Origin of the sequence: Streptomyces sp. NPDC048290 (genome assembly GCF_040652095.1) — a bacterium.
GTDB lineage: Bacteria > Actinomycetota > Actinomycetes > Streptomycetales > Streptomycetaceae > Streptomyces.
The window spans coordinates 143438-160045 of record NZ_JBEZLM010000011.1; the positions used below are offsets into that span (position 1 = coordinate 143438).

The window sequence follows — 16608 nt, forward strand, 5'->3', positions numbered from 1 at the left end:
ACAGGGAGCCCATGACAAGCCTCGACCATCCCCAATTGTCCGGGCTGGGCCGGAACCCGGCAGCCGCTCAGGACGTCCTGGTACGCCTCGCCGCACACAGGGCGGGCCGACATGGGATAGCCCTGCGGGGCGGGCGGCTGGCGGACGCCGTGGTCGAGGCGCTGCTGACACACGGCGACGCCGACACCGCGGTGCGCCTGCACGGGGACCGGATCTCCCCGGAGATGCGCCGCCAGATCGCCGGGCATCCCGATCCGGCGATCCGTGACGCGTACGCGGGCTTCGTCCGGCACATGGTGGACCGCGAGGTGTCGATCGGCATCGACGCCCTGGAGGAAGCCTATGGCCGGCCCCGGACGGCACTCGTGGGCGCGGACGGTCCGCGCCTGCGCGCCGCGGTCGCGCGAGCCTGGCCCGACCGCCCTCCCGCCGTACAGCTACGACTGCTCGCCGACCCGGCCGCGCAGGTCCGTGCCGCCGCCACCCTTCACAGGGAACCGGGTGTCCCGCCCGACCGGCGGGACCGCTGCCTCGCCGACCCCGCCGTGCGGATCAATGTGGCGGCCTACATCCCGCTCACCTGGGAGCAGTTCACGCGGCTCATGCAGAGCGAGGGAGAGAAGGTCCATCAGGCTCTCGCCGGGAACCCGCATCTCTCGGCGGAGATGGTCGCCCGGCTCCTGGACAGCGACGACCCGTGCGTGCGGGTCGCGATGGCGCAGAGCCGCCATGTGGACGCCGAGACCAGGGACCGGCTGTACGCACGCGTGGAAGCGGAGTACGCGGACGGCAGCCTCGACGCCGATGTGGCTCTGCACTGGAACTTCAGCGAACCGGACTGGCTGCGCACGGCGCCCCTCAGCGAGCGGTTGACCTATCTGGACTGCCGCCACCCGCAGTTCCGGCGTGTACTGGCCTCCTGCCGCGACCTGCCGGAGGAGGCATGGCGTCGGCTGGACGACGACCCGGACCTCGCGGTCCGCCGGGCCGCCGCCCGCCGGCCGACCACACCACCGGAGGTGCTGGAACGGCTGGTACGGGCACACGGCGACATGTTCCACATCCGACCGCTCCTCGTGGAGCACCCCAACTTCCCCCGGCACACACTGCGCACATTCCTCGACGAACCGAGCCCCGGCGTGCGCCACCTCGCCCTGCAAGACCCGGAACTCCCCGTGCCGGGCCTTGAACGACTCGCCGCCTCCACCGAGCCCTTCCTGCGCCGAGGGGTCGCCGGTCATCCCCACATCACGGACGGGCTGCTGGAGCGACTGCTCACGGACCCGGACCCCGAGGTCGCCGACGCCGCCGCGGCCAACCCCGTGCTACGGCCGACCCGGATGCGCGGCATCCTCGCCGCCGTCGACCTGTGACCCCCGCAGGGGAGCGGCGCGGGCCGGTCCGGATGCTCAGGGCGCCGGATACGGCTGCGCCACATCCACGACCCATGTCACCTCGAAGCGGTCCCGGAGCATCCCGTACAGCGGAGCCCACGGCGCCGGGCCCAGGGGCCGTACGACGGTGGCGCCGTCGGCGAGGCCCGCCCAGAGGTCGCTGATCTCGTCCGCGGACCCGCCGCGCAGGGAGACGAAGAACGCGTTCTCCCCCTGGTCCCAGGGCAGGTTCCCCGGCACGTCGTAGGCCATCACCCGGAATCCGTTCGGGGCGTCGACCTGACCCCACATCACCTGGTCCGCCTCGGACGGGTCCTGGACGGCGCCCGCGTCCTTGTAGGTGACCAGTGCCAGGTCGCCGCCGAAGACGGACCGGTAGAAGGTGAGCGCCGCACGGGCCTCACCCCGGAAGTTCAGATGGGTCACTGCGCTGACGGTCATGGGGAACTCCTCGCTGTTCGGTAGGGGAAGGGACGGTGTCGGTGCTCCCTCCCGGTGCAGGTGACTCTCGCACCGGTAGCGGCCAGGATGTGTCCGCTACCTGGGGCAGCCTGGCCCGTATGCCGAAGACGTCCGCCCGACTGCTGTCCCTGCTCTCCCTGCTCCAGACCCGCCGGGACTGGCCGGGAGCGCTGCTCGCCGAACGACTCGATGTCAGCCCGCGCACCGTGCGCCGTGACATCGACCGCCTGCGGGAACTCGGCTACCCCGTGCACACCACCAAGGGCCCCGACGGGGGCTACCGCCTCGCCCCGGGCACGGAGCTGCCGCCTCTGCTGTTCGACGACGAACAGGCCGTCGCCCTCGCCGTCGCGCTGCGGACCGCCGCCACGACCGGCGCCGGTGTCGAGGAGGTGGCGCTGCGCGCGCTCACCACCGTCCGCCAGGTCATGCCCGCCCGGCTGCGCCACCGCGTCGACACGCTCGCCGTCACCGCGATCGACCGTGCCGCCGCCCGGCCGTCCCGTCCGGTCGACAGCCGGGTCCTCACGGCCCTCGGCGACGCCGTCCACGGCCGGACGGTACTGCGCTTCGACTACGCCGCCCCCGGCGCGACGGACGACGGGGCGCCGCCGCGCCGGGCCGAACCGCACCACCTGGTCACCTGGAACGGCCGCTGGTACCTCGTCGGCTGGGACCTCGACCGCGAGGACTGGCGGACCTATCGCGCCGACCGGATCACCCCGCGCGTCCCGGCCGGGCCCCGCTTCACGCCCCGGCCGCTGCCGGGCGGTGACGTGGCGGCCTTCGTCACCCGCCGCTTCCGGGGCGCCGACGGCTCCGTCAGCTCCGACGGCTGCGACGGCTCCGATGACTCCGGATGGTGGCCCTGCCGGGGCGAGGTGCTGCTCGGTCTGCCCGCCGCCGCGGTGGCCCCGTACGCCGGTGACGCGGTGGTCGAGGCGTATGGCGCGCACCGCTGCCGACTGGTCGTCGGCTCCTGGTCCTGGACGTCCCTGGCCGCCGCCGTCGGCCGGTTCGACACGGACATCGAGGTCGTCGGCCCACCCGAGCTGAGCGCCGCCTTCGCCCGGCTGTCCCGGCGCTACGCCCGCGCCGCGCACGGGGACGCCATGGACGCCGGGGATGCCCAGGACCCATCCGCCCGGCGATGAGCCCCACGCCAGCCCCCCCAGCCCCCGCGTCCGTCTCCACCCCAGGTCACCGGCCGTGCGGACGCACCAACCCCCACCCCCCGATCGAGCCCGATGTCACCGGAACGGCCCGTGTCGGCATCCCATCCGCTCCGAACCTCTGGTAGCAAGAGACGAGGCAGTCGGAAAATCCGCCTTTGTCCCCTACCTCCCTGAGGAGGCGGTCTCATGACTCCGGCCAAGCCCAGCGGTGTGGACGCGGCACCCGACGACGGCGCCGCGTCCACCGACGAGACCCCCACCATCCATATCCTCTGGATCAACGCCGGGCTGAGTTGCGACGGCGACTCGGTCGCGCTGACGGCCGCCATGCAGCCGAGCATCGAGCAGATCGCCCTCGGTGTGCTGCCGGGGCTGCCGAAGATCCAGGTCCACTGGCCGCTGATCGACTTCGAGTGCGGTCCGGTCGGCGGCGCCGACACGTTCATCGAGTGGTTCTTCAAGGGGGAACGGGGCGAGATCGACCCGTTCGTACTGGTCGTCGAGGGATCGGTGCCGAACGAGGCGATCAAACCGGAGGGCTACTGGTGCGGGTTCGGCGACGACCCGGAGACCGGCCAGCCCATCACCACCAGCGAGTGGATCGACCGGCTGGCGCCCAAGGCGCTCGCGGTCGTCGCCATCGGCACCTGTGCCACGTACGGCGGTATCCACGCCATGGCGGGCAACCCGACCGGCGCCATGGGCGTGCCCGACTATCTGGGCTGGGGCTGGAAGTCCCACGCGGGCATCCCCATCGTGTGTGTACCGGGCTGCCCCATCCAGCCCGACAACTTCGCCGAGACGCTCACCTATCTGCTCTACCAGGCGGCGGGCTCGGCCCCGATGATCCCGCTGGACGACAAGCTCCGCCCCAGCTGGCTGTTCGGCGCCACCGTGCACGAGGGCTGCGACCGCGCGGGCTACTACGAGCAGGGCGATTTCGCGGGCACCTACGACTCACCCAAGTGCCTGGTCAAGCTCGGCTGCTGGGGGCCGGTCGTCAAGTGCAACGTCCCCAAACGCGGCTGGATGAACGGCATCGGCGGCTGCCCGAACGTCGGCGGCATCTGCATCGCCTGCACCATGCCGGGCTTCCCGGACAAGTTCATGCCGTTCATGGACGAGCCACCCGGCGCCACCCTGTCCACCAAGGCCAGCGGCGCCTACGGCGCGGTGATCCGCAGACTGCGCCATGTCACCGAGCAGACCGTCGACAAGGAACCCAAGTGGCGCCGCACCGGAGTCAAGCTCACCACCGGCTACCAGCCCCCATGGTGACCGCGGCCCCCGGCACCGACCCCCGCCACTGACCCGCCACCGGCCATCACGGCGACCCCGGCCCCCCGCCCCGTCGCCGTGGTGGCACACGCCCACCCCCAGCCGCACGCACCCCCACCCCGCTTCCGGAAGGCACGGCACAGACAATGGCACCGACGACCAAGGCGGCCGGCGACGGCAGTGGCCTGATGGAGATGTCCTGGGACCCGATCACCCGGATCGTGGGGAGCCTGGGCATCCATACGAAGATCGACTTCAAGCAGAAGCGGGTCGCCGAGTGCTACAGCACCTCCTCGGTCTTCCGCGGCTACAGCGTCTTCATGCGCGGCAAGGACCCGCGCGACGCGCACTTCATCACCAGCCGCATCTGCGGCATCTGCGGAGACAACCACGCCACCTGCTCGGTGTACGCGCAGAACATGGCCTACGGGGTCAAGCCCCCGCACCTCGGTGAGTGGGTCATCAACCTCGGCGAGGCCGCAGAGTACATGTTCGACCACAACATCTTCCAGGAGAACCTGGTCGGGGTCGACTACTGCGAGAAGATGGTCAAGGAGACCAACCCGGGCGTCCTGGAACTCGCCGAACGCACCGAGGCCCCGCACGCCGCCGAGCACGGCTACCGCACCATCGCCGACATCATGCGCTCGCTCAACCCCATGGAGGGCGAGTTCTACCGCGAGGCGCTCCAGGTCAGCCGCTACACCCGGGAGATGTTCTGCCTGATGGAGGGCCGCCATGTGCACCCCTCCACGCTCTACCCGGGCGGCGTCGGCACCAACGCCTCCGTCCAGCTCTTCACCGACTACCTCAGCCGCCTGATGCGCTATGTGGAGTTCATGAAGCGCGTCGTCCCGCTCCACGACGACCTGTTCGACTTCTTCTACGAGGCCCTGCCCGGGTACGAGGAGGTCGGCCGCCGCCGGGTACTGCTGGGCTGCTGGGGCGCGCTCAACGACCCCGAGTACTGCGACTTCACCTACGCCAACATGACCGACTGGGGACGGCGGATGTTCGTCACCCCCGGGGTCGTCGTGGACGGCAAACTCGTCACCACCGACCTCACCGAGATCAACCTCGGCATCCGTATCCTGCTGGGCAGCTCCTACTACGACGACTGGCAGGGCCGCGAGCAGTTCGTCACCCACGACCCGCTCGGCAACCCCGTCGACCCGCGCCACCCGTGGAACCAGCACACCCTGCCCGCCCCGCAGAAGCGGAACTTCGACGACAAGTACAGCTGGGTGATGTCGCCGCGCTGGTTCGACGGCAAGGACCACCTCGCCCTGGACACCGGCGGCGGCCCCATCGCCCGACTGTGGGCCACCGCCCTGGCCGGACTGGTCGACACGGGCGGGGTCAAGGCCACCGGACACAGTGTCGTCATCAACCTGCCCCGGACCATGACCCGGCCGGAGACCACCTTCGAGTGGAAGATCCCCAAGTGGAGCAACGCCCTGGAACGCAACCGGGCGCGCAGCTACTTCCAGGCGTACACCGCCGCCCTCGCCCTGCACTTCGCGGAGAAGGGCCTCGAAGAGGTCCGCGCCGGACGCACCCAGACCTGGGAGAAGTTCGAGGTCCCCGACGAGAGCATCGGGGTCGGCTTCACTGAGGCGGTACGCGGGGTCCTCTCCCACCACATGGTGATCCGGGACGGCAAGATCGCCAACTACCACCCGTACCCGCCGACCCCGTGGAACGCCAGCGTCCGCGACCCGTACGGCACTCCCGGCCCCTACGAGGACGCCGTGCAGAACACGCCCATCTTCGAGGAGAACCCGCCGGACAATTTCAAGGGCATCGACATCATGCGCGCCGTCCGCAGCTTCGACCCCTGTCTGCCCTGCGGGGTCCACATGTACGTCGGCGGCGGCCGGACCGTGCAGAAGATGCATGTGCCCACCGGTCTGAGCGGACTGGGCGGATGACCGCGGCCCACTCACCGGCCCACGCCGAGCGGGCCGGACGGCGTATCGAGGAGTCGCTCGACCGGCTCCGGGCCGGCGGCGACCCGGCCGCGTCCGCCGCGGCCGAGGAACTGGTCAGCTCCCTCATGGAGTTCTACGGCGCCGGACTCGCCCGGATCGTGGAGCTGCTGGCCGCGCCCGGCGACCGGCGCGGCCCCGCCGACCTGTTCGGCGACGACCTGGTGGCGAGCCTGCTGGTGCTGCACGATCTGCACCCCGAGGACCTCACCACCCGGATCGGCCGCGCCCTGGACCGTGTGGGCAGCGCCCATGGCACCTCCCTCGACCTCACCGGCTTCGACGAGAGCACGGGCACGCTGCGGCTGCGCGCGGTCTCCGGCGCGGGCTGTGGCTGTGCCGCCGGGACACCGGACGTGCGGCGGGCCGCCGAGGAGGCGCTCGCCTGTTTCGCGCCCGAGGTGACCGCCGTAGAGGTGACCACCGAGTCCGCGCGGCCCGAACCGGCGCTGCTCCAGATCGGCACCCGTCCGGGGACCCGCGCATGACCTCTGCCCCGGCCGCGAGCCCCCGGCACGGTCTGCGCCGGTTCCTCACCGAGCGCCCGGCACCGGCCGAGCGCTGCGGACTGTGCGCGGCACCGGTCCCCGACCCGGACCACCGCCACTTCGTCGACACCGGGCGGCGGGCGCTGGTCTGCGCCTGCCGGTCCTGCTTCCTGCTGATGGAACGGCCCGGCGCGGGCGGCGACCGGTTCCTCCCGGTGCCCGCCCGCTGGCTCACCGACCCCGCACACCGCCTGGACGACCATGTCTGGGACACCCTGCGCATCCCCGTCGGTGTGGCGTTCTTCTTCCGCAACACCGCCCTCGACCGGCTCGTCGCCCTCTACCCCAGTCCGGCGGGCGCCACCGAGAGCGAACTGGAACCCGAGGCATGGACCGCCGCCCTCGGCACCAGCGCCCTCGCCGGGCTCCTCGCCCCGGACGTGGAAGCCCTGCTGCTGCGCCGCACCGGCGACGGCTACCGCTGCTACCTCGTCCCGATCGACGCCTGCTACGAACTCGTCGGCCGGATGCGGATGCTGTGGCAGGGCTTCGACGGCGGCGCCGAGGCACGCGCCGCCCTGGACGCGTTCTTCGCCCGCACCGAGGAGCGGGCCACACCCCTGACCGCGACGGAGGGGACATGAGCGCCCTCGACTTCCACTGTGTCTCGGTGCGCGCCGACCGCTACGCCGCCGGGCCGACCCTGGTCTTCCGGCTGCGGATCACCCACGGCGGCGACGAACCGGTGCACGCCCTCGTACTGAACTGCCAGCTCCGGGTGGAGCCCGCCCGGCGCGGCTACGACCGGGCCGAGACCGACGGCCTGGTCGATCTGTTCGGGGAGCCGTCCCGGTGGGGGAGCACCCTCCAGCCGCTCCAGTTCGCCCAGGTCCCGCTGATGGTGCCCGGCTTCACCGGGGAGACCGAGACGGACCTCGTGGTGCCCTGCACCTACGACATGGACGTGGCCGCCGCCCGCTACGCCGCCGCCCTCCACGGCGGTGACGTACCGCTGCTGATGCTGTTCTCCGGGACGGCGTTCACCGGGGCGGGCGGCTTCCGGGTGCAGCCCGTGCCCTGGGACCGGGAGGCGTCCTTCCGGCTGCCCGTGGCGACCTGGCGCGAGATGGTCGAACAGCACTTCCCCGGCTGCGGCTGGCTGCGACTGCCCCGCGACACCATGGACGCCCTGCTCGCCCACCGCTCCCGCGAGGCCCTGCCCTCCTGGGAGGCGACCGTGCGCGACCTGCTCGCACGGGCCCGCGCCACCGGCCCCGCCGCCGCCCTCACCGGCACGACGGGAAGGACCGCCCCGTGACCGCGACCGTGTCCGCCCCGCACACCGGGACGCGTACGACGGGAAGGACCGCCCCGTGACCGCGACCGCGTTCGCCCCGCACACCGGGACGCGTACGACGGGAAGGACCGCCCCGTGACCGCGACCGCGTTCGCCCCGCACACCGAGGCCCGGCTCGCCCTCGCCCGGCAGGTCGCCGACGCCGTGCTCTTCGAGGGCTATGTCCTCTACCCCTACCGGGCCTCCGCCGCGAAGAACCGGCTGCGCTGGCAGTTCGGTGTCCTGGTGCCGCCCGGCTGGGGCGCCGAACGCGGCGAACACTGCCTCCAGCAGACCGAATGCCTGCTGGAACCCAGGGCCGACGCCACCCTCGCCGTGGAACTGCGCTTCCTGCGCGCCCGCCGCCGCACCGTCCAGCGGGCCCGCCCGGACGGCGGCTTCGAGACGGTCGCCGAACTCCGCCTCGACGACCGGACCCTGGTCCCCTGGGACGAGGGCGTGGAGGAACGCGTCACGGCGGTCGTCCCCGTCGCCGACCTCCTCACGGGCGGTGTCACCTTCCCCTTCGAACGGCCCCCCGGCACCGAACACGAGACGGTCCTCGACCGGGACGGCCGGATCGCCGGGCGTACCGTCCACCGCCACGAGCCGCTCGCCGGGCGGCTGCGGCTGACGGCCCGTGAACTCGACGGCCCCTACCGGGTCGTCCGGCTGACCGCCACCGTCGAGAACACCGCCGACTGGACCCCGCCGCCCGACGGCACCGACGACCGGGACGCCGCCCTGCCGCGCTCCCTGGTCGCCGCGCACCTCCTGATGGCCGTAGACCGGGGCTCGTTCCTGTCGCTGACGGACCCGCCGCAGTGGGCGCGGGCCGAGACCGCCGCCTGCCGCAATCTGCACACCTGGCCCGTCCTGGCCGGTGAGCCGGGCCGCGCGGACCTGGTGCTGTCCTCACCGATCATCCTGGAGGACCATCCCGCGATCGCCCCGGAGAGCCCCGGAGCGCTGTACGACGCGACGGAGATCGACGAGATCCTCGCCCTGCGCACCGCCGCCCTCACCGACGAGGAGAAGCGCGAGGCACGCGGCACCGACGACCGGGCCGCCGCCGTGATCGACCTCGCCGACTCCCTGCCCCCCGAGGTGCTGGAACGCCTGCACGGCGCCGTCCGCGGACTGCGCGCGGCGACCACCCCGGGCCCGTCCACGACCGGCTTCCCCGACGAGTACGGCGTCCCGCAGCCCGACACCCCCTGGTGGGACCCGGCGAGCGACACCGGCTTCGACCCCGCCCGAGACCGGACCCTGGTGGCCGGACGACCCGCGGGCGCGGGCAGCCGTCTCGTGCTACGCCCCGGACTGCGGCGCACCGACGCCCAGGACCTGTTCCTCGCGGGCCGCACCGCCACCGTCGAGTCGGTGCTGCACGACGTGGACGGCCTGGTGCACCTCGCGGTCACCGTCGACGGCGACCCGGGCGCCGACCTGCGCCGCGCCCAGGGCCGCTATCTGTACTTCCAGCCCGATGAACTCGCCTGGCCCGAGGAGCCGTCATGACCGCACCACCCGCCGACGGCCGGGTCCTCGTCGCCGGTCTCGGCAATGTCTTCCTCGGCGACGACGCCTTCGGCGTGGAGACCGTACGCGCCCTGGCGTCCCGCCCGCTGCCCGCGCACACCGAGGTCGCCGACGTCGGCGTGCGCGGGGTACACCTCGCCTACCGGCTGCTCGACGGCTACGACACGCTGATCCTGGTGGACGCCACCGCCCGCGGCGGCACCCCGGGCACCCTCTACGTCATCGAGCACGAGGACGATCCCGCCGCCGTCGCCGCGGCGGCCACCGCCCCGCTGGACGGCCACCGCATGACCCCGGACGCCGTCCTCGCCCAACTCGCCGCGCTGTGCGCCACAACCGGCGCCCGCCCGCCGCGCCGCATCCTCGTCGTGGGCTGCGAACCCGCCCGAGTCGAGGAGCGGATGGAGCTGAGCGAGGCCGTCGCCGCCGCCGTGCCGCACGCCGTACGGCTCGTCGAGGACCTGCTGACCGCCGCCCCGGAGAGCGCCCAGCGCGCCCCGGCCGCCACGCCGTGAAGTGAGGAGAACACCCGTGAAGAAGATCGTCGTCGGCACGCTGGTCGCCGCTCTCGCCGCGATCGTCGTCCAGACCCTGCCCGACCTGCTGCGCTATCTGCGCATCCGCCGGATGTGACGCCGACCGGGCCGGGCCGAGTGCGCCGTGGCGGGCGCGGGCGACCGGGCTGCGGCAAACGACGGACGTGGCATGGCCGCGACGGCGTGCCGGTCCCCGGGCCCCCGGTCCCGCCCCTCTAATGGAACGCGGTCGGGCATATGCCCGGGGACACGGCCCAGGAGACGGCCGCACGATCCCCCAGGGACGCGGCCCGGTGTCCGCGCGAGGACCGTGCCGGGACGGAGAGAGATGCACGAGATGTCCATCGCCTTGGCGGTGATCGAACAGGTGGAGGAGGCGGCCGGACGCGCCGGTGACGTCACCGCCGTGCGCACGGTACGGCTCCAGGTCGGCGAACTCGCCGGTGTGGTGCCCGAAGCCCTCGCCTTCTCCTTCGAACTGGCCTGCGCGGGGACCCTCCTGGAAGGCGCCGAACTGGTCGCCGAGACGGTACCGGGGCGGGCCCGCTGCGCGCCCTGCGACCACGAATGGGCTGTCGGTATGCCCCCGCGGCTGAGCTGCCCCCGGTGCCGGGGATCGGGCACCGACCTGCTGTCCGGCCGCGAACTGCGCATCACCTCGGTGCGCTGGGACGACGGCGCCACGGCGGCCGAACGCACCCGTGAACCCAGCTTCGAGGAGCGCTGAACATGTGCCGTGCGGTGGATCTGCACCAGTCCGTGCTCGCCCGCAACGACGAGTCGGCGGGAGCCCTGCGCGCCCGGCTGGCCGCCCGGGGCACCACGATGGTCAACCTGCTGTCCAGCCCCGGCAGCGGCAAGACCGCCCTGCTGGAACACGAACTCACCCTGGCCCGCGAACGGTCCGTACCGGTCGCCGCGCTCACCGCCGACCTCGCCACCGACAACGACGCCACCCGCCTCGCCCGCTCCGGCGTCCCCGTCCGGCAGGTCCTCACCGACGGCCTGTGCCACCTGGAGGCCGGGATGCTCGGCCGCTACCTGGACGGCTGGCTGCCCGACCCGGCGCGACTGCTGTTCGTGGAGAACGTCGGCAATCTCGTCTGCCCCGCCTCCTACGACCTCGGCGAGACCCTGCGGGTGGTCCTCGCGTCCGTCACCGAGGGCGAGGACAAACCCCTCAAGTACCCCACCGCCTTCGGCCTGGCCCATCTGGTGGTCGTCACCAAGACCGACATCGCCGCCGCCGCCGGATTCGACGAGACCGCGTTCCGCGCCCATGTCGACCAGGTCAACCCCGGCGTCGAGATCCTGCTCACCTCCGTACGCGACCGGACCGGACTCGGCACCCTGCTGGAGCGGGCACTGTCCGCCGCCGCGACCGGCACCCCGCCCCACACCCCGGTCATGGCCGGCCGTGTCCCCTCCCACGCCGGGCACGGCCACGCCCCGGTACCCGCCTCCTCGTGAGCCTCACCGGAGCCGAAGAGGGCACGGTCCTGCGCCGCCGGGTCACCGTGAGCGGAGTGGTCCAGGGCGTCGGCTTCCGCCCCTACGTCCACACCCTCGCCACCTCCCTCGGACTGACCGGGCATGTCACCAACACCCCGAGCGGTGTGGTCGTGGAGATCGAGGGCGGCCCCGACGCCGTCGACCGGTTCTGCGTCCGCCTCGCCCCGGACGCCCCGCCGCTGGCCCGCGTCGACGGTGTCGACCACCACGACCTGCCCGCCACCGGCGACGGCCTGTTCACCATCCTCGCCTCCCGGCCCGGCGGACGCTCCGGCGTCCTCATCCCCCCGGACACCGCGACCTGCGCCCCGTGCCTCGCCGAACTCACCGACCCCGCCGACCGCCGCCACCGCCACCCCTTCGTCAACTGCACCTACTGCGGACCCCGCTTCACCATCGTCGCCGGACTGCCCTACGACCGGGCGCACACCACCATGGCCGGGTTCCCGCTCTGCCCGCGCTGCGCCCACGAGTACGCCGACCCCGCCGACCGGCGCTTCCACGCCCAGCCCCTCGCCTGCCCCGACTGCGGCCCGAGGCTGCGGCTGCTCGTCCGCCCGCCGGGCCCCGGCGGCGCCCCCGAGGAGGTCACCGGCGCCGACCCGGTGACCGAGGCCCGCCGGATGCTGGCGCGGGGCGCGATCCTCGCCGTGAAGGGACTCGGCGGCTACCACCTGGCCTGCGACGCCACCGACCCCGGCGCCGTGTCCCTGCTGCGCGCCCGCAAGGCCAGAGGCGGAAAGCCCTTCGCCCTGATGGCCCGCACCGCCGACGACATCACCCACCTCGTCTCCCTCGGCGACGAGGAACGCGCGCTGCTCACCGGCCCCACCCGCCCCGTCGTCCTGCTGCGCCGCCTGCCCGGCACCCCGGCCGACGGCCCCGTCCCGGCGCCCCCGGTCGCCCCCGGCAGCCCCGACCTCGGCGTCATGCTGCCGTACACCCCGCTGCACCATCTGCTGCTCGGCCTGCCGGGCGACCCCGACGGGCCCCCGCTGCTCGTCATGACCAGCGCCAATCTGTCCGGCGAGCCCATCGTCACCGACGACACCGAAGCCCTGGACCGGCTCGCCGCGCTGGCCGACGGCTGGCTGGTCCACGACCGGCCGATCCAGGTGCCGTGCGACGACTCCGTGCTCCGGGTCTGCGACGGACTGCCGATGATGGTGCGCCGCGCCCGCGGCTACACGCCCCTGCCCCTGGACCTGCCCGTCCCGGTCCGCCCCGCCCTCGCCGTCGGCGGCGACCTCAAGAACACCTTCTGCCTCGGCGAGGGACGCCGGGCCTGGCTGTCCGCGCACCTCGGCGACATGGACGACCTCGCCACCCAGCACGCCTTCACCCGCTCGGTGGCCCACCTGGAGGCCATCACCCCCGTACGGCCCGCCCTGCTGGCCGCCGACCGGCACCCCGGCTACCGCTCCGTGCGCTGGGCCCGCACCCACGCCGAGGGCCGCCCCGTGGTCCAGGTCCAGCACCATCACGCGCACATCGCCGCCGCGATGGCCGAGCACGGACTCGACGGCAGCCGACCCGTCCTCGGCGCCGCCTTCGACGGCACCGGCCACGGCGACGACGGCGCGGTGTGGGGCGGCGAGTTCCTGCTCGCCGACTACACCGGGTTCGTCCGCCTCGCCCACCTCGCCTATGTGCCCCAGCCCGGCGGCGACGCCGCCGTGCACCGCCCCTACCGCATGGCCCTGGCCCATCTGCGGGCGGCCGGCCTCGACTGGGCCCCCGACCTGCCCTGCACGACCGCCTGCCCGCCGGACGAACTCCGCGTCCTCGCCCGGCAGTTGGACCGTGACCTGAACTGCGCGCCCACCTCCAGCATGGGCCGGCTCTTCGACGCGGTGGCGTCCCTGGCCGGTGTCTGCCAGCGGGCCGACTACGAGGCGCAGGCCGCCATGGAGCTGGAAGCCGCCGCGCTGGCCGCGCCCGGCGCGGACGCCACCGGCTACGCCTTCGCCGTCCGGGCGACCCCGTCCGGACACGGCCCGGTGCGCGCCGACCCCGCCCCGGTCCTGGCCGCCGTCGTGGCCGATCTGCGGGCGGGCGTGCCCACGGCGTGGATCGCCGCCCGCTTCCACCGCGCGGTCGCCGCCCTCGTCCACCGGATCTGTCTGCTGGCCCGGGACCGCTGCGGGGTCGACACCGTCGCCCTGACCGGCGGAGTGTTCCTCAACTCCGTACTGTCCTCCGCCTGCGCCACCGCCCTCACCGGCGACGGCTTCACCGTGCTGCGCCACCACCTGGTGCCGCCCGGCGACGGCGGCCTGGCCCTGGGCCAGCTGATGGTGGCGGCCCGCACCACCACGCCGCCCCCCGCCCCGGCCCGGGACGCGGTCACCCCCTGACCCCCCCCTGACCACCCCCGCACGACCCCACAGCGAGGAGAGGCCCATGTGCCTGGCGGTACCCGGCAAGGTGCTGGACATCGGTGAACGTGACGGCACCCGGGTGGCCACCGTCGACTTCGGCGGCGTGGTCAAGGAGGTGTGCCTGGAGTACCTGCCCGACCTCCAGGTCGGCGAGTACGCCATCGTCCATGTGGGCTTCGCCCTGCAACGCCTCGACGAGGAGTCCGCGCGGCACACCCTCGAACTCTTCGCCGAACTCGGGATGCTCCAGGAGGAGTTCGGCGACCCCTGGGAAGCGGCGGACCCGGCCGCCGCCCCGCACGGCGGCGAGGAGGCCCACCGGTGAGGTACATCGACGAGTTCCAGGACCCGGAACTGGCCCGAAGACTGCTGGACGAGATCCACGCCACGGTCACCCGGCCCTGGGCGCTGATGGAGGTCTGCGGCGGCCAGACCCACTCCATCATCCGGCACGGCATCGACCAACTCCTGCCCGAACAGGTCGAGTTGATCCACGGCCCCGGCTGTCCCGTATGCGTCACCCCGCTGGAGATGATCGACAAGGCACTGGAGATCGCCTCCCGCCCCGGAGTGATCTTCTGCTCCTTCGGCGACATGCTCCGGGTGCCCGGAACGGACCGCGACCTGTTCCAGGTACGCGGCGCGGGCGGCGACGTACGGGTCGTGTACTCCCCGCTGGACGCCCTGCGGATCGCCCAGCAGAACCCGAACCGCGAAGTCGTGTTCTTCGGCATCGGCTTCGAGACGACGGCCCCGCCCAACGCCATGACCGTCCACCAGGCGCGCAAGCTCGGCATCCGCAACTTCAGCCTGCTGGTCTCCCATGTGCGCGTACCGCCCGCCATCGACGCCATCATGAACTCGCCGAGCTGCCGGGTGCAGGCGTTCCTCGCCGCCGGACATGTCTGCACGGTCATGGGCACCGGCGAGTACCCCGCGCTGGCCGACCGCCACCGGGTGCCCGTCGTCGTCACCGGCTTCGAACCCCTCGACATCCTCGAAGGGGTGCGCCGCGCGGTACGGCAGCTCGAACGCGGTGAGCACACCGTCGAGAACGCCTACCCGCGGGCCGTGCGCGACGAGGGCAACCCCGCCGCCAGGGCCATGCTGGAGGATGTCTTCGAGGTCACCGACCGCCCCTGGCGCGGCATCGGCGTCATCCCCGGCAGCGGCTGGCGGCTCGCCCCGAAGTACCGCGAGTTCGACGCCGAGACACGGTTCGCCGTCGACGGCATCGCCACCGTGGAGCCCCCCGAGTGCCGCAGCGGCGACGTCCTCCAGGGACTCATCAAGCCCCATGAGTGCGAGATGTTCGGCACCCGCTGCACCCCGCGCACCCCGCTCGGCGCCACCATGGTCTCCACCGAAGGGGCCTGCGCCGCCTACTACCTCTACCGCCGACTCGACCCCACGCCCGCGCCCCGGGAGGCGAGCCCCGTTGCCTGAGATCACCGACCTCCTCGACGTGACCGGCTGGACCTGCCCCGCCCCGCTGCGCGACCAGCCCCGCGTGGTGATGGGCCACGGCGGCGGAGGCACCCTCACCGGCGAACTCATCGAACAGGTCTTCACCCCCGCCTACGGCTCACCCGTCCTGGCCGGACACGGCGACTCCGCCGTCGTCACCCTCGGCGGCGCCCGCCTCGCCTTCACCACCGACTCGTTCGTCGTCCGGCCGCTGTTCTTCCCCGGCGGCAGCATCGGCGACCTCGCCGTCAACGGCACCGTCAACGACCTCGCCATGAGCGGCGCCCGCCCCGCCTACCTCTCCTGCGGATTCATCCTGGAGGAGGGCGTGGAGATCCCGGCCGTGGCCCGGGTCGCCGACGCCATCGGCGCCGCCGCGCGGGCCGCGGGCGTGGAGATCGTGACCGGCGACACCAAGGTCGTCGAGTCCGGACACGGCGACGGGATCTACCTCAACACCTCCGGCATCGGCCTCGTCCCACCCGGCGTGGACCTGCGCCCCTCCCGCGTCGTGCCCGGCGACGTGGTCATCGTCAGCGGGCCCGTCGGCCAGCACGGCGTCGCCATCATGAGCGTCCGCGAGGGCCTGGAGTTCGGCGTCGAGATCGTCAGCGACTGCGCGCCGCTGACCGACCTGGTGATGGCCATGCTCGCCGTCACCCCCGACCTCCACGTCCTGCGCGACCCCACCCGCGGCGGCCTGGCCGCGGCGCTCAACGAGATCGCCACCGCGTCGGGCACCGGCGTCGTCATCACGGAACGCGCCGTGCCCGTCCCGCCCGCTGTGGCCAACGCCTGCGCCGTCCTCGGCCTCGACCCGTTCTACGTGGCCAACGAGGGCAAGCTCGTCGCCTTCGTCCCCCGCGAGCACGCCGACGCCGTCCTCGCCGCGCTGCGCGCCCACCCGCTGGGCGCCGGGGCCGCGGTCATCGGTGAGGTGGTCGAGCAGCACCCCGGCATGGTCGTGGCCCGGACCGGCCTCGGCGGCACCCGGGTCGTCGACATGCCCCTGGGGGAGCAACTGCCCCGCATCTGCTGACCCCGGCGAC

Annotated in this window: 16 protein-coding genes; 15 read left to right on the forward strand and 1 reads right to left on the reverse strand. The window is 73.2% G+C overall.

The features are described from left to right. The first annotated feature begins 11 nt into the window (after positions 1-11). Positions 12-1373 (forward strand): hypothetical protein, encoded by a 1362-nt coding sequence (locus AB0D49_RS20670; RefSeq protein WP_362759151.1) that lies wholly within the window; start codon positions 12-14, stop codon positions 1371-1373. A gap of 36 nt (positions 1374-1409) precedes the next feature. Here the strand turns inward: AB0D49_RS20670 and AB0D49_RS20675 are convergent, their stop codons facing one another. Next, positions 1410-1835 carry a VOC family protein gene (locus AB0D49_RS20675; RefSeq protein WP_362759153.1) on the reverse strand — a complete coding sequence of 142 codons (426 nt, stop codon included), beginning with the start codon at positions 1833-1835 and terminating at the stop codon, positions 1410-1412. A gap of 119 nt (positions 1836-1954) precedes the next feature. On the opposite strand from AB0D49_RS20675, the gene AB0D49_RS20680 reads away from it, so the two are divergent. The 14 genes from AB0D49_RS20680 (at position 1955) to hypE (ending at position 16598) form a co-directional block, all read left to right on the forward strand. Continuing rightward, positions 1955-3010 (forward strand): WYL domain-containing protein, encoded by a 1056-nt coding sequence (locus tag AB0D49_RS20680; protein WP_362759155.1) that lies wholly within the window; start codon positions 1955-1957, stop codon positions 3008-3010. Between the two features lie 207 nt (positions 3011-3217). Further along, entirely contained in the window at positions 3218-4309 is a 1092-nt protein-coding gene (locus AB0D49_RS20685) for a hydrogenase expression protein HypE (protein ID WP_362759157.1), read from the forward strand. Between the two features lie 146 nt (positions 4310-4455). Then, positions 4456-6240 (forward strand): nickel-dependent hydrogenase large subunit, encoded by a 1785-nt coding sequence (locus AB0D49_RS20690; protein WP_362759159.1) that lies wholly within the window; start codon positions 4456-4458, stop codon positions 6238-6240. After that, positions 6237-6785 (forward strand): hypothetical protein, encoded by a 549-nt coding sequence (locus tag AB0D49_RS20695; protein WP_362759161.1) that lies wholly within the window; start codon positions 6237-6239, stop codon positions 6783-6785. The genes AB0D49_RS20690 and AB0D49_RS20695 overlap by 4 nt, the downstream gene beginning before the upstream one ends. Then, positions 6782-7429 carry a DUF5947 family protein gene (locus tag AB0D49_RS20700; RefSeq protein WP_362759163.1) on the forward strand — a complete coding sequence of 216 codons (648 nt, stop codon included), beginning with the start codon at positions 6782-6784 and terminating at the stop codon, positions 7427-7429. Before AB0D49_RS20695 ends, AB0D49_RS20700 begins: the two co-directional genes overlap by 4 nt. Continuing rightward, positions 7426-8103, forward strand: coding sequence for a DUF6084 family protein (locus AB0D49_RS20705; RefSeq protein WP_362759165.1), 678 nt, complete (start codon positions 7426-7428; stop codon positions 8101-8103). Before AB0D49_RS20700 ends, AB0D49_RS20705 begins: the two co-directional genes overlap by 4 nt. 114 nt (positions 8104-8217) lie before the next feature. Then, positions 8218-9642: a hypothetical protein gene (locus tag AB0D49_RS20710; RefSeq protein WP_362759167.1), complete on the forward strand. Its 1425-nt coding sequence runs from the start codon at positions 8218-8220 to the stop codon at positions 9640-9642. Beyond that, on the forward strand, positions 9639-10178 hold the full coding sequence (locus AB0D49_RS20715; RefSeq protein ID WP_362759169.1) for a hydrogenase maturation protease: 540 nt from the start codon (positions 9639-9641) through the stop codon (positions 10176-10178). The genes AB0D49_RS20710 and AB0D49_RS20715 overlap by 4 nt, the downstream gene beginning before the upstream one ends. A gap of 349 nt (positions 10179-10527) precedes the next feature. After that, a complete protein-coding gene (locus tag AB0D49_RS20720) occupies positions 10528-10926 on the forward strand; it encodes a hydrogenase maturation nickel metallochaperone HypA (RefSeq protein WP_362759171.1) in 399 nt (132 codons plus the stop codon). A 2-nt stretch (positions 10927-10928) separates the two neighbouring features. Continuing rightward, a complete protein-coding gene (gene hypB, locus AB0D49_RS20725) occupies positions 10929-11669 on the forward strand; it encodes a hydrogenase nickel incorporation protein HypB (RefSeq protein WP_362759173.1) in 741 nt (246 codons plus the stop codon). Then, positions 11666-14068, forward strand: coding sequence for a carbamoyltransferase HypF (gene hypF, locus AB0D49_RS20730; protein ID WP_362759175.1), 2403 nt, complete (start codon positions 11666-11668; stop codon positions 14066-14068). The genes hypB and hypF overlap by 4 nt, the downstream gene beginning before the upstream one ends. Positions 14069-14114: 46 nt before the next feature. After that, positions 14115-14417 carry a HypC/HybG/HupF family hydrogenase formation chaperone gene (locus tag AB0D49_RS20735; protein WP_362759177.1) on the forward strand — a complete coding sequence of 101 codons (303 nt, stop codon included), beginning with the start codon at positions 14115-14117 and terminating at the stop codon, positions 14415-14417. Further along, positions 14414-15538 (forward strand): hydrogenase formation protein HypD, encoded by a 1125-nt coding sequence (hypD, locus tag AB0D49_RS20740; protein ID WP_362759179.1) that lies wholly within the window; start codon positions 14414-14416, stop codon positions 15536-15538. Before AB0D49_RS20735 ends, hypD begins: the two co-directional genes overlap by 4 nt. Beyond that, a complete protein-coding gene (hypE, locus tag AB0D49_RS20745) occupies positions 15531-16598 on the forward strand; it encodes a hydrogenase expression/formation protein HypE (protein WP_362759181.1) in 1068 nt (355 codons plus the stop codon). Before hypD ends, hypE begins: the two co-directional genes overlap by 8 nt. Positions 16599-16608: the final 10 nt, after the last annotated feature.

What these genes read in the sequence shown, in the direction of transcription:
- AB0D49_RS20670 (WP_362759151.1), top strand. Translation starts at nt 12, where the DNA reads ATGACAAGCCTCGACCATCCCCAATTGTCCGGGCTGGGCCGGAACCCG.
- AB0D49_RS20675 (WP_362759153.1), bottom strand. Translation starts at nt 1,835, where the DNA reads ATGACCGTCAGCGCAGTGACCCATCTGAACTTCCGGGGTGAGGCCCGT.
- AB0D49_RS20680 (WP_362759155.1), top strand. Translation starts at nt 1,955, where the DNA reads ATGCCGAAGACGTCCGCCCGACTGCTGTCCCTGCTCTCCCTGCTCCAG.
- AB0D49_RS20685 (WP_362759157.1), top strand. Translation starts at nt 3,218, where the DNA reads ATGACTCCGGCCAAGCCCAGCGGTGTGGACGCGGCACCCGACGACGGC.
- AB0D49_RS20690 (WP_362759159.1), top strand. Translation starts at nt 4,456, where the DNA reads ATGGCACCGACGACCAAGGCGGCCGGCGACGGCAGTGGCCTGATGGAG.
- AB0D49_RS20695 (WP_362759161.1), top strand. Translation starts at nt 6,237, where the DNA reads ATGACCGCGGCCCACTCACCGGCCCACGCCGAGCGGGCCGGACGGCGT.
- AB0D49_RS20700 (WP_362759163.1), top strand. Translation starts at nt 6,782, where the DNA reads ATGACCTCTGCCCCGGCCGCGAGCCCCCGGCACGGTCTGCGCCGGTTC.
- AB0D49_RS20705 (WP_362759165.1), top strand. Translation starts at nt 7,426, where the DNA reads ATGAGCGCCCTCGACTTCCACTGTGTCTCGGTGCGCGCCGACCGCTAC.
- AB0D49_RS20715 (WP_362759169.1), top strand. Translation starts at nt 9,639, where the DNA reads ATGACCGCACCACCCGCCGACGGCCGGGTCCTCGTCGCCGGTCTCGGC.
- AB0D49_RS20720 (WP_362759171.1), top strand. Translation starts at nt 10,528, where the DNA reads ATGCACGAGATGTCCATCGCCTTGGCGGTGATCGAACAGGTGGAGGAG.
- hypB (WP_362759173.1), top strand. Translation starts at nt 10,929, where the DNA reads ATGTGCCGTGCGGTGGATCTGCACCAGTCCGTGCTCGCCCGCAACGAC.
- AB0D49_RS20735 (WP_362759177.1), top strand. Translation starts at nt 14,115, where the DNA reads ATGTGCCTGGCGGTACCCGGCAAGGTGCTGGACATCGGTGAACGTGAC.